The following is a 10,726-nucleotide window of genomic DNA, read 5'->3' as shown; positions in this document are numbered from 1 at the left end:
TGAAACGTCAGCTTCACCTGCCCCTCCGCGATCACCGCCGCCTTCGACTTCCCGAAGTTGCTCGCGCCGCCGCCCCCCGACGCGCCCCGCAGCGTGCGCCACAGCACCAGCAGGATCAGGGCCGTCAGCACCAGCGGCAGCACCTGACCCACCCAGGCGAACGGCGAGCTACCCGACAGGACGCGGACCGGCACGCCCGCCGCCCGCAGGCGCGCCAGGGTCGCGGCGTCGGGCGGGACAACCACCGACTCCTGCTTGACCGTGTTCAGCAACTTGACCGACGCATTTCCCGCTCCGTCGAGGGTGACCCCTTCCACCGCCCCGGCCTTCAGGTCCGCGAAAAAGCGGTTGGTGGTGTAGGTGCCGCCGGGCAGCTGCGGGGGCTGACCTGTACTCCGGCTCTGGACCGGGGGGGTCAGGGTCTCCGGCGTTGCTGCGGTGGCCGGGGCCGCGCCCGCTGCGGCAGAGGCGGCCAGCAGCAGGCACGCCGTCAACACGGCGGGCAGACGGGACGGGAACGGCATGCCTCATGCTACGCCGCGGGCCGCCCGGCACACCCTGCCTGGCGTGACCTTCCAGCCGCGAGCCGGACCCGGAATGAGGCGGGGACCCATTGCCCGTTCCCTCAGACTTCCGTCAGCCGGCGTGGCTATGCTGGCCGTATGCGTACTGCCCTTCTGCTCGGCACGCTCGCCCTCGGGCTGAGCGCCTGCACCGTCTCCGTTCGCTCGAATCTGGGGTTGGTGGGAAGCAGCAGCAACCTGATCGCGAATGTCCGGCCCGACCGGGGCGAGGGCGCGACCTATTACGTGGGCGAGCCAGTGCGCCTTAGTGTCACGGCCCGCACCGCCGGTTACGTCACGCTGGTGGCGCTCCAGCCCAACGGGTACGCCAGCACCCTGGTCCAGAACGCTTATATCCCCGCCGGAACCACCATCTTCCCGCGTGCCCAGGACGGCGTGACCTACAACGTGGCTGCCCCGCGCGGCCTCCAGCGCGTCCGCGCGATCTTTACCCGCGTGCGCCCCACCACCGATCTGGTGCTGAACGGCTACTACGACGGCAACCGCTGGAACACCGTGACCACCCAGTACCTGACGCCCTACGCCCAGGCCGACCGCGACGTGCAGGAGACGTATCTGTACATCCGCTGAGCCGTCACCGCCCAGCCGTCAGCCAGCCGCCCCGCTCGCGGCTGGTTTTCTCTTACCCTGGGCCTATGAGCCTGACCCCCACCAGTCCGACCCCTCCCAGCCTGACCTTCGAGGAAGCCCGGCAGCGCGTGGACGCGTATATCGGCCAGTTCCGGGAAGGCTATTTTCCGCCGCTGCTGCTGCTCGCGCGGCTGACCGAGGAAACGGGCGAGATTGCCCGCGTCCTGGCCCACCAGAATGGCAAGACGCCCAAGCCCGGTGAGGATGTGGGCGACCTGGAACTGGAACTGGCCGACCTGCTGTTCGTGATGATCTGTCTGGCGAACGAGCGCGGCCTGAACCTGGAACGCGGCTTTGACCGCATGATGCGGAAGATCGAGACGCGCGACGCGGAAAGGTGGACGCGCAAGGAGGCGGGGGAGTGACGGCCCTCCGTTATCCCCTGGGGCCGCTGCCGCAGCCGCTCGCGCTCACGCCGCAGGAACGGGCGGAGGCGACGCGGGCGATTGGCGCCCTGCCCACCGAACTGCGCGCGGCAGTCGCGGGCCAGTCGGAAGCGGTGCTGGACACCCCTTACCGGGACGGCGGCTGGACGGTCCGGCAGGTCGTTCACCATCTGGCGGACAGCCACCTGAATGCCGTCGTCCGGCTGAAGCTCGCGCTGACCGAAGAGAACCCGGCCGTGAAACCCTACGACGAAGGACGCTGGGCGGAACTTCCCGACATACGCCTGCCTCTCGAACCCAGTCTGAGCCTGCTGGACGGCCTGCACGCGCGGTGGGCGGCGCTGCTGGCGACGCTCACGCCTGGGCAGTGGGCGCGCGAGTGGACGCACCCGGCGCAGGGGCAGACCTTCACGGTGGACACGCTGGCCGCCATGTATGCCTGGCACGGGAGGCACCACGTGGCCCACATCCGGCGGGTGACGGGGTAAGCGTGCAGTACGGCGAGACCTTTCATCTTCCCGTCCCTCACCGTGCGGCAGGCATCGTCCTCCTCAACGCGGCGGGCGAGGTGCTGCTGGTCCGCGAGAACAAGCCCGGCAGCGCCGGTCTCTGGCACATTCCCTCTGGGACGGTCGAACCCGGTGAGCACCCGCAGGACGCCGCCGTCCGTGAGGCGTACGAGGAAACCGGGCTGACGGTCCGCCCTCTCCGGCTGCTCGACGTGCTGCTGGGCCGCTTTCCCGACGGGGGGCTGGTTCAGCGGTTTGCCTGGCTGGCCGAGGTCGTCGGAGACGGCGGCGCGCCTACCCCCCTCCCCGAATTTGCCGGGGAAGTGCGCGAGGCCCGTTCCTTTTCACGGGACGAGGTGCGGGGGCTGTACGAACGCGGCGAGCTGCGGATGTACCACACGAAGCTGTTCATCGACGCGGCGTATGCCCAGTGGGAGGGCACTGCGCCCCGCACCTGAACCGCGAAGGCATAAAGAAAGCCGCCCCACGCACCTGCCGGGGCGGCTTCCTGCATCACCTCAACTCTGCATGGCGAACTTGTGCATCTCCTCGACGGCGGTGATGGCGGCCAGCAAGGCGCCCTCCTGCCAGCCGTTCCAGTAGGAGGTGTGTTCGCCCGCCAGCATCAGGCGGTTATGGCGGGCACACAGCACCGGGTAGTCGGTCTTGCGCGTCTCCTCGGTGTAGAGGCCGTAGCAGCCCAGCGTCCAGGGCACGCGGTGCCAGCCCACGCTGATGCCGTTGTCGAACTCCTTTTCCGCCTGCGGATGGATCTGGGCATTCTGGCGCACCACCTCCTGCAAGCGGGCCTTGGGGTCCATGCCGCTGAAGCGCACGGCGTCGGGGCCGAACATGTACGCCCCCAGCACCACGCCCTTGCCGTTCGAGAGGTAGTTGTTGGCCGGGTACGAGATGGTCTGGATGGGGAGGTCGGTGTAGCTGATGCCGCCGAAGATCGTGTCGTCCTGCTCCCAGAAACGCCGCTTGTACTGCACGCCGGCCTTGAAGGAGGGCGCGTAGGGCACCTTGTTGATGGCCTGTTCCAGCTCCTGGCCCACGTTCAGCTTGACCTGGCTGAGAATCGAGAGCGGAATGGTGCAGATACAGTAGTCGGCCTTCACGGTCTTGGTGCCGCCGCCCGCCAGGTCCTCGTACACGGCGGTCACGCCGTCCGCGTTCTGGCTGAGTTCGGTGACGCGGGCGCGGTAGGTGATCATTGGCTTCACGCGCGACTCGAAGGCGCGGGCCATCGCGTCCATGCCGCCCACCGGTTCGAAGATCGTGCTCTGGAACTCGTACAGCATTCCGGTCGTCAGGTCGGCCCACAGCCGTTCGGACAGGATCGTCTGGAGGTTGATCGGCGTGGACGGGACGCCGGGTTGCAGCCGCGCGCCGGGGTCTTCCTCGTAGCCGCGCACGGCGCTGGTCGCCAGGCTCTTGCTGTAGCGGTAGTCCTTGTCCAGAAAGCCCCAGCCGCGCAGGGCTTCGAGCAGGCGCTCGCGGTCCTGCGCACTGACCTCGCTGCCCAGGGCATTCCCTCCGGCGGCGGCCTTGGCGAGCAGTTCCGAGACGTGGCCCTGCATGTCCGCCATCGGCTCGCGCAACCGGACCTTGGTGCCCGACTTGCGGTGAATGTAGGCGTTGTAGTTCACCTGCGGGAAAACTTCGAGCTTGATGCCGAACTCGCGCGCGTAGTTCATGTAGGCGTAGTGGTGGTAGGGAATGCGCCAGGGGCCGGGGTTGATGTACAGCCCCGGAGCGAACTCGCAGCGCTGTTTGAAGCCGCCCAGCTCGGTGTACTCGTCGCCGCCGCGCAGGGTCCAGCAGCGTCCGCCCGCGCGGGCGTTGTACTCCAGAATCTGAACGTCGTAGCCCGCCTTGCGCAGTTCGTGGGCGCTCGCCATGCCCGCCAGCCCGGCCCCCAGGATCAGGACCGTCTTGCCCTGGCCGCTGCCTTCGAGCTTCAGCGGTTTGGGCGCGGAGGCCTGGGCCATCCCCATACTCGTCATCACCTGATACAGCGCCGCGCCGCCGCCGACCAGCCCCACCATTTCCAGAAAGCTTCTGCGGTTGATCTCGCTCATCTCCGGCTCCTCTCGCTTACCCGGCACTCTCGCCGAAGATCATGTAGTCGGGATTCTGGGGCCGCAGCTTCTGCACGTCGGCGGGCGCCACCTGATCCGTCTGCTTGTTCAGGTCGTCACGCACGTAGTTGACGATCTCGGCGATCTGCGCGTCACTCAGGTAGTGGCCGAAGCCCGGCATGCCGCCGTTGCCGTTCAGGATCATCGTGACCACGTAGGGCGTGCTGGCGGTGCGCGGGTTGTTCGCCAGCGCCGGGTAACGGCCCGCGCCCTGAGCGCCCCGGCCCTCCGGCATGTGGCAGCTCTGGCAGGCCTGGGTATACAGTTCCGCCCCGTTCTTCCCCGTGAAGGAGGTGAACTGGAGCTGCTGCTTTTCCTCGGACGCGGCGGCCTGGGTGGTGCCCCCGGCCTGGTCTTCCGAAGCCGTGCCGGCGGCGCCGCTGGAGGTGCCCCCGGCCGTCCCGGTCCCGGTTGCGGGTGACCCGTCCGTGCCCGACGCACCATTCCCCGCGTTCGCCCCGGTCCCGCCCGCCGAGGCTCCGGCAGATGCGGTACCCGCCGCTTCCGGTGCGCCTGCGGAGCCGCTGGCCTGTCCGCCGGAAGGCTGCGCCGCGGAAGGACCGCTGCCCGTGCCCGCCGCCGTCTGAGCGGGAGCTGTCTGGGCCGGGGAGGCCGCAGGTGCGCTGGCCTCCTCGCCCTTGGGGGCGACGGCGGAAAAGATCAGGGCCAGCAGTCCCAGCCCCACCACAGTTGTTAAAACGACTCCCCCAAGAAAGACCTTGGAGGAGGTCTGCTCACCTTCAGCCATAAAGAACCCCCTTCCAGCAGAGCATCCTCCCTCACAATTCTGGAGGGGATGAGCAGGCGGGCGGGGGTTTTAAGGGTTTGTTGGGACTTTACTCGTAGCCCAGTTCGCGCAGCGCTTCCTCGTCCTCGCGCCAGCCGGGGATCACGATGACCTCCAGGCCCAGAAACACCTTGTGGTTCAGGAAGACTTCGAGCTGCTTGCGGGCGGCCTGGCCGATCTCGCGCAGCTGCTTGCCGCCCGCGCCGATCACCATGCCCTTGTGGGCGTTCTTCTCCACGATGATCTCGCCCTCGATGCGCTGGAGGCCGTCCTCACGCTCGGTCCAGCGGTTGACGCGGGTGGCGACGGCATAAGGCAGCTCGTCGCGCAGCTTCTTCATCGCTTCCTCGCGGATGATCTCGGCGGCCCACATCTCGCGGCTCTGGTCGCTGGCCGCTCCGCGCGGGTAGAAGAAGGGGTTTTCGGGCAGCGCCTCCAGCACCTGCTCGCGCAGCGTGGCGACCGCCGCCGGGTTGTTCTGCGCGCTGAGCATCACCTCACTGGTCTCGCCCGCGCGGCCCTCCAGCAGCGCGCGGTAGAGCTTCATCGCCTCGTCGGGGTACTTGGCGGCGTCGGTCTTGTTGCCGATCAGGAAGAGGGGCTTGGGCAGGTCGCGCACCTGCCGGGCCACCAGCTGATCCTCGTCGGTGGGCGGGTGGCGCAGGTCCACCACCCAGAGAATCGCGTCGACATCGGCCAGGGCGCTGTGAACTTCCTGATTCATGTACTTGCCCAGGGCGTCCTTGGGCTTGTGCAGGCCCGGCGTGTCCACGAAGACGATCTGCTGCGTGTCGGTGCTGAAGATGCCGCGCACCCCCCGGCGGGTGGTCTGCGGGCGCGGGCTGGTCGGCGCGACCTTGGTATTCAGGAAGGCGTTCAACAGGGTGCTTTTGCCGACATTCGGCTTGCCGACGATGGCGACGAAGCCCGAATAGGTCTGGGCTTCGTTGGCGCCCTGGGCAGGGAAAGGCTGGTCCGTCATGGGGCCGATTGTCTCACGGGCAGGCGGCGGCAATCGTTCTGCGCCCGCCTTATGACGAGGTGGGTCGCGGACAAGGGGCGAGCGAAGCGGGGCAGCGGGCAGGCGTCCTCAGGGGGAGGGCAGGCTGGCTGAAGCGAGTCCGTTCTGACCGACCGTCCGTTCTGCCCGGGCCGTTCTGCCCAGAAAGTGGGAAGAAGAACCTCCCGGCGGGCGGCGATGGACTATGAGCGGGTCAGCCTGCGGTTCCTGCGGCCAGCAGGGCGACTTGCAAAGCTGCGCAGCAGAGGGACCGCCCCTGAGCCTCCGGCCACCGGAGCACATCCAGTGCGGTGGCCAGATGTTCTGGGAATCGGAGCAAGCGGGTAGGACGACCCAACCCGTGCGGGCGGGGAGGCTCCGCGCTTTATGCTCCCTTCATGTCAAATGGTGGTGCGGAACGCCTGGGCAGCCTGGACCGTACCCTGGAGCATGACCACCCCCACTCGCCTCCAGGCCAGCCTCTCGGACATGTTCGGCCAGAGCATGGCAGTCCTGACGCGGCCCAGTCCCGCGACCTTCGAGCTGTTCGAGCGGCGCGGGGGGACCAGGCAGGCCTTGACATACGTGCTGCTGGCCGCAGTAGTGTCCGCCGTGATCGCCGCGCTGTTCGCGCCCTTCCACCGCGAGGTGACGGTGATCGGGCAGTTCATCACGCGCCTGATCCTGATTCCTGTCCAGTTCGCCGTGTTCACCGGCGCGGTGTACCTGATCGGCCGCACGCTGTTCCGGGGGACGGGCACCTTCCCGGAAGTCGCGTATACCTTCGCGCTGTTCTTCGTGCCGCTGAGCATCCTGGGCACGCTGCTGGGTATCATCCCCGTCCTGGGGTGGCTGGTCGGCATCGTGATCGCCGCCCTGATGATCTTTTTCGGGTATCTGGCCGTGCAGTCGAGCATGAACCTGCGTGACAGCGTGAGTGGTGCCGTGACGCTGGTGCTGTCGGCGGTGCTGTACTGGGTGGTCGGGGGCTTTCTGACAGCGCTGATCGTGTTGCCGTTCCTGAACCGCTGAGCGTGGGCAGACCGGGGGCAGGGCAGAGGAAAAGCCCTGCCCCTGGTCCTGGCGACCTGCCCGCTAGACTGCCCCCATGCCCCAGGACCAGGCCCCCCAGGACAGGAACATTTCCCCAGACGACCGCGCGCGACTTGATCAGGTGTTCATGCAGGTGGTGCTGGACGTGCAGGCACAGGTGCAGCAGACCCGGCCCGAACAGCCGGGCAACCTCGCGGCGATGTTCCACAAGGAGAGCGTGAGTGACGCCCTGCAAGGCTGCGCGATGCTGATCGCGGGCTGGAACGAGAACCGCGTGGATGGGGCGGGGGTGCAGCGCAGTGCGAAGGCCCTGCGTGGCCTGGGCCTGGGCGAACTGGCGGGGCGGGTGGAGAAGCTGCGGCAGATCGGCGGGGAATAGCGGCGCTACTCGCCCTCCGCCGTCATCGCCCGCTGCGCGTCCCGGTCGGCCTGGGCCACCTGTTCGGCCTGGCCGAGCGCGCCCCATTCGTCGATGCCGCGCCGCCCGCCCCCGCCCAGCAGAGGCGGCAGGCCCCGCAGGTAGGCGGCCTGGGCGATCAGGTAGGCGGTCAGCGGCGTGGTCAGGAAGTGAAACAGCAGCACGGCGGCCAGCCGCGTGAAGGCCGCCGCGTCGGTCAGCTCCAGCGCCGCCCCCAGAAAAATACCCGCCGAGCCGAGCGTCACCAGCTTGCTGCTGGCGTGTAGCCGCGTGTAGAGGTCGGGAAAGCGCACCAGGCCGATGGCCGCCGTCAGCACGAAGAACGCCCCGATCAGGATGGGGATGTCACGCAGGGGAGAAAAGTCGCTCATGGGGTGCCCCCCGGTGCCGGAGTGGGCCGCAGGCTGACCGGGAACCGCTTCACTTCATCACCCGGCCCAGCAGCAGATACCGCGTCAGCGCCACCGTGGACAGGAAGCCCAGCAGGCTGAGGACCAGCGCGGCGTCCAGGACCACGATCAACCGGGTCTTCACGGCGATCAGGGCGAACAGCACCACCAGATTCACGCTGAGAAAGTCGAAGGCCATGATGCGGTCGCCCCAGGAGGGACCGCGCAGCACGCGCACGGTCACGAGCAGGACCGAGAGGGTCACGATGCCGAGCGCCAGGTTGATAATCACGGGGAAACCTCCGGGCGTGGGGGATGGGGAGCCATGCAGCGCAGCAGATGATCTTCTATCCGGATGATGCTGGCGCGGGCGGCCTGCGCGTCGGGGGTGCCGATGGCGTGGGCGTACAGGGTGCGGCGGTCGGGGCTGAAGCCCAGGGCCACCGTGCCGGGCGACAGGTTGACCAGAACGACCAGCAGGGTCTGCGCGCTGTCCCCGCGCAGCCGCAGCGGCACGGCCACCAGCATGGGATTGAGCGGCGGGTGCGGGCGCAGGGCAAACAGCGCGACCTGCACGTTCGCCACGGTGAGTTCGCGCAGGAAGAAGCCCACGAACCCGAGGGTGGCGAGGCTGCGCCGGACATACCCCCCGGTTCCCAGCGCACGCGGAAACAGCGTCAGCACGCCGAACCCCAGCAGGAACCCGATGAGCAGTTCCCGCGCGCTGACCTCGCCCGCCAGCAGCATCCACACGACCGCCAGCAGCAGATTGAGCGTCAGGCCGTTCACGGGTGCGCCTCCGGCTGGCCGCCGGGCGCGGGTGGAATCACGACCGGCTCATCCCCCAGCACGCCCCGGATGTACCGCTGGGGGGTGGACAGTTCGGCGGCGGTCGCGTCCGCCTGCGCGAAGATCGGCCCCGCGAAGAGGGTCAGGCCCGCCACCAGCGCCGAGGCGGTGTAGGCGGCGGCGTGCAGCGGGCGCGGCACGCGGTACACCGGCAGCCAGGTGGGGTGCTTGCCCCAGAAAAAGCCGCGCCATACGTTCAGCATCGCGTACAGCGTGATCAGGCTGCTCAGGAGCGCGCTGCCCACCGCCAGCAGCGCGAGCGGCGACCCCTGGCTCAACCCCGCGCGCACCAGCGCGTATTTGGCGACGAAGCCCCCGGAAGGCGGCAGCCCCGCCACCGTCAGCGCACACAGCAGGAAGCAGGCCGCCAGCAGCGGCAGGAACTCCAGCATCCCGCGCGCCCGCACCAGCCGCGTCCCGGTCGCCCGCTCCGCGACGGTGGCGATGGCAAAGAGGGCGGTGGTGACCAGCACACTCACGGCCAGATACGCCACGCTGGCCCGCACCGCTTCCGGCGTCCCGATCCCCAGCCCGAAGGCGAGGTAGCCCACACTGCTGACCACCGTAAAGGACAGGATGCGCCGCCACTCGCGCTGCGAGGCCATCCCGAACGCGCCGTACAGCATGGTGACGCTGCCCAGCCCCAGCAACAGCGTGTTCGTCACGCCCGGCTCCTGCGTAAAGACGGTCGTGAAGACCCGCAGGAGCGCATACACGCCGACCTTGGTCAGCACCGCCGCGAAGAAGGTGCCCACGGCGGGCGGCAGCGCCGGGTAGGTGCCCGGCAGCCAGAAGCCCAGCGGGAACAGGGCGCCTTTGGCCGCGAACACGATCAGCAGCAGCACGCCCACACTGGTCACGGTGGCGTTCGGCCCGAGTTCCGCCGCCCGCTGCGCGAGGTGCGCGAAGTTCAGCGTCCCCAGCACCCCGTAGGCCAGCCCGCAGGCCACCACCAGCAGCGACGAGGCGGCCAGATTCATCACGATGTAGCGGAAGCCCTCGCGCAGTTGCTCACGGGTGGACCCCAGCACGGTCAGGGCGTAGGAGGCGACCAGCATGACTTCGAAGGCCACGAACAGGTTGAAGAGGTCCCCGGTCAGGAACGACAGCTGCACGCCCGCGAACAGGAATTGCAGCAGCGCGAAGAGGTGATACTTCTCGCGCACCGGGTCGGGGTCAGCGGCGGCCTGCCACACGGTTAGCAGCGCGCTCACCGCCGCCAGCAGACTCATCCAGGCAGCCAGACGGTCGGCGGTCAGCACGATGCCGAAGGGGGCACGCCAGCCGCCCAGCGCACTGACCAGCACGGTCCCGTCCGCCGTCGCCAGCAGCAGGCCCACGGCAAAGGCCAGCGTGGCGAGTGTGCCCACCAGCGACAGCGCCACCCGCACCTCCCGCCGCGCGGGCCACAGCAGCAGCAAGCCGAACCCCAGCGAGGTCACGAACGGCGCGAGGGGGAGCCAGGAGAGGCCGCTCACGGCTGACCTCCCGCGCCCGCCGTCCGGTCGCTCGGGCTGAGGTCTTCTGTCTCGGGGTGATCCGGCCCCGGCTCTTCCGGGTCTGAGTGGATCAGGTCGGGCAGGTCCGGCCCCTGGTGTTCGGGGTCGGCGGAGCGGCCTTCCCCGGCGTAAGGGTCACGGGCCAGGCTGTCCCCGAAGGCCGCCACGTTGTCGTGTCCCGACACCTGATAGGCCCGCAGCGCGACGGTCAGCAGCAGCGCGGTCGTCGCGAAGCCGATCACGATGGCGGTCAGGATCAGCGCCTGCGGCAGCGGGTCCATGTACGGCCCCGGCACCGTCAGCAGCGGCGGCGCCAGTTCCCGCAGCCCCGCCACCGTCAGAATCGCCAGATTGCCCGCGTAGCCGATAAAGGTCAGGCCCAGCACCACCCGCACGATCTTGCGTGACAGCAGCAAAAAGACCCCCGCCGCCACCAGCAGGCCGATCAGGAGGGCAAAGAGGGCCTCCATCAGCGCAC

At 68.8% G+C, this 10,726-nt stretch carries 14 protein-coding genes and 1 pseudogene; 6 read left to right on the top strand and 9 right to left on the bottom strand.

The genetic code is table 11. From position 1 onward, the window contains the following. Window positions 1–524 (bottom strand): annotated as a pseudogene (locus DEIPH_RS09735) (ATP-dependent zinc metalloprotease FtsH); the annotation flags it as partial. Between the two features lie 138 nt (window positions 525–662). Between DEIPH_RS09735 and DEIPH_RS09730 the strand changes: the two are divergent. The 4 genes from DEIPH_RS09730 (at window position 663) to DEIPH_RS09715 (ending at window position 2,567) form a co-directional block, all read left to right on the top strand. Next, entirely contained in the window at window positions 663–1,154 is a 492-nt protein-coding gene (locus DEIPH_RS09730; RefSeq protein ID WP_034357419.1) for a DUF4384 domain-containing protein, read from the top strand. A gap of 65 nt (window positions 1,155–1,219) precedes the next feature. After that, the gene (locus DEIPH_RS09725) at window positions 1,220–1,579 is read left to right on the top strand and encodes a nucleotide pyrophosphohydrolase (protein WP_051517286.1); all 360 of its coding nucleotides are present in this window, start codon (window positions 1,220–1,222) and stop codon (window positions 1,577–1,579) included. After that, window positions 1,576–2,088 (top strand): YfiT family bacillithiol transferase, encoded by a 513-nt coding sequence (locus tag DEIPH_RS09720; protein ID WP_034357417.1) that lies wholly within the window; start codon window positions 1,576–1,578, stop codon window positions 2,086–2,088. Before DEIPH_RS09725 ends, DEIPH_RS09720 begins: the two co-directional genes overlap by 4 nt. A gap of 2 nt (window positions 2,089–2,090) precedes the next feature. Next, window positions 2,091–2,567, top strand: coding sequence for a Nudix hydrolase (locus tag DEIPH_RS09715; RefSeq protein ID WP_034357415.1), 477 nt, complete (start codon window positions 2,091–2,093; stop codon window positions 2,565–2,567). A 60-nt stretch (window positions 2,568–2,627) separates the two neighbouring features. On the opposite strand, the gene DEIPH_RS09710 is transcribed toward DEIPH_RS09715, so the two are convergent. From DEIPH_RS09710 to era, 3 genes are all read right to left on the bottom strand, one after another. Beyond that, window positions 2,628–4,193 carry a flavin monoamine oxidase family protein gene (locus DEIPH_RS09710; RefSeq protein ID WP_034357413.1) on the bottom strand — a complete coding sequence of 522 codons (1,566 nt, stop codon included), beginning with the start codon at window positions 4,191–4,193 and terminating at the stop codon, window positions 2,628–2,630. 16 nt (window positions 4,194–4,209) lie between these two features. Continuing rightward, entirely contained in the window at window positions 4,210–5,001 is a 792-nt protein-coding gene (locus DEIPH_RS18795) for a c-type cytochrome (protein WP_152544882.1), read from the bottom strand. Window positions 5,002–5,089: 88 nt separating this feature from the next. Continuing rightward, window positions 5,090–6,022 carry a GTPase Era gene (gene era, locus DEIPH_RS09700; protein WP_034357411.1) on the bottom strand — a complete coding sequence of 311 codons (933 nt, stop codon included), beginning with the start codon at window positions 6,020–6,022 and terminating at the stop codon, window positions 5,090–5,092. 468 nt (window positions 6,023–6,490) lie between these two features. Here era and DEIPH_RS09695 point away from each other — a divergent pair, with 468 nt between their 5' ends. Then, on the top strand, window positions 6,491–7,072 hold the full coding sequence (locus DEIPH_RS09695) for a YIP1 family protein (protein WP_034357430.1): 582 nt from the start codon (window positions 6,491–6,493) through the stop codon (window positions 7,070–7,072). A gap of 76 nt (window positions 7,073–7,148) precedes the next feature. Then, on the top strand, window positions 7,149–7,472 hold the full coding sequence (locus DEIPH_RS09690; RefSeq protein ID WP_034357409.1) for a hypothetical protein: 324 nt from the start codon (window positions 7,149–7,151) through the stop codon (window positions 7,470–7,472). Between the two features lie 5 nt (window positions 7,473–7,477). Here the strand turns inward: DEIPH_RS09690 and mnhG are convergent, their stop codons facing one another. Genes mnhG through DEIPH_RS09665 form a run of 5 tightly spaced genes read right to left on the bottom strand, consistent with a single transcriptional unit; the run spans window position 7,478 to window position 10,718 of the window. Continuing rightward, a complete protein-coding gene (gene mnhG, locus DEIPH_RS09685; protein WP_034357407.1) occupies window positions 7,478–7,882 on the bottom strand; it encodes a monovalent cation/H(+) antiporter subunit G in 405 nt (134 codons plus the stop codon). A 49-nt stretch (window positions 7,883–7,931) separates the two neighbouring features. Next, entirely contained in the window at window positions 7,932–8,192 is a 261-nt protein-coding gene (locus tag DEIPH_RS09680) for a monovalent cation/H+ antiporter complex subunit F (protein ID WP_034357405.1), read from the bottom strand. Beyond that, complete coding sequence (locus DEIPH_RS09675) at window positions 8,189–8,689, bottom strand: Na+/H+ antiporter subunit E (protein ID WP_034357403.1); 501 nt, start codon at window positions 8,687–8,689, stop codon at window positions 8,189–8,191. The genes DEIPH_RS09680 and DEIPH_RS09675 overlap by 4 nt, the downstream gene beginning before the upstream one ends. After that, window positions 8,686–10,227: a proton-conducting transporter transmembrane domain-containing protein gene (locus DEIPH_RS09670; RefSeq protein WP_034357401.1), complete on the bottom strand. Its 1,542-nt coding sequence runs from the start codon at window positions 10,225–10,227 to the stop codon at window positions 8,686–8,688. Before DEIPH_RS09670 ends, DEIPH_RS09675 begins: the two co-directional genes overlap by 4 nt. Then, a complete protein-coding gene (locus DEIPH_RS09665) occupies window positions 10,224–10,718 on the bottom strand; it encodes a sodium:proton antiporter (RefSeq protein WP_051517284.1) in 495 nt (164 codons plus the stop codon). Before DEIPH_RS09665 ends, DEIPH_RS09670 begins: the two co-directional genes overlap by 4 nt. Window positions 10,719–10,726 lie beyond the last annotated feature (8 nt).

The organism is Deinococcus phoenicis (genome assembly GCF_000599865.1).
GTDB classification, from domain to species: domain Bacteria; phylum Deinococcota; class Deinococci; order Deinococcales; family Deinococcaceae; genus Deinococcus; species Deinococcus phoenicis.
This window is presented reverse-complemented; position numbering and strand designations above follow the sequence as displayed.

What these genes read in the sequence shown, in the direction of transcription:
- DEIPH_RS18795 (WP_152544882.1), bottom strand. Translation starts at nt 5,001, where the DNA reads ATGGCTGAAGGTGAGCAGACCTCCTCCAAGGTCTTTCTTGGGGGAGTC.
- DEIPH_RS09725 (WP_051517286.1), top strand. Translation starts at nt 1,220, where the DNA reads ATGAGCCTGACCCCCACCAGTCCGACCCCTCCCAGCCTGACCTTCGAG.
- DEIPH_RS09695 (WP_034357430.1), top strand. Translation starts at nt 6,491, where the DNA reads ATGACCACCCCCACTCGCCTCCAGGCCAGCCTCTCGGACATGTTCGGC.
- DEIPH_RS09690 (WP_034357409.1), top strand. Translation starts at nt 7,149, where the DNA reads ATGCCCCAGGACCAGGCCCCCCAGGACAGGAACATTTCCCCAGACGAC.
- DEIPH_RS09730 (WP_034357419.1), top strand. Translation starts at nt 663, where the DNA reads ATGCGTACTGCCCTTCTGCTCGGCACGCTCGCCCTCGGGCTGAGCGCC.
- era (WP_034357411.1), bottom strand. Translation starts at nt 6,022, where the DNA reads ATGACGGACCAGCCTTTCCCTGCCCAGGGCGCCAACGAAGCCCAGACC.
- DEIPH_RS09710 (WP_034357413.1), bottom strand. Translation starts at nt 4,193, where the DNA reads ATGAGCGAGATCAACCGCAGAAGCTTTCTGGAAATGGTGGGGCTGGTC.
- DEIPH_RS09665 (WP_051517284.1), bottom strand. Translation starts at nt 10,718, where the DNA reads ATGGAGGCCCTCTTTGCCCTCCTGATCGGCCTGCTGGTGGCGGCGGGG.
- mnhG (WP_034357407.1), bottom strand. Translation starts at nt 7,882, where the DNA reads ATGAGCGACTTTTCTCCCCTGCGTGACATCCCCATCCTGATCGGGGCG.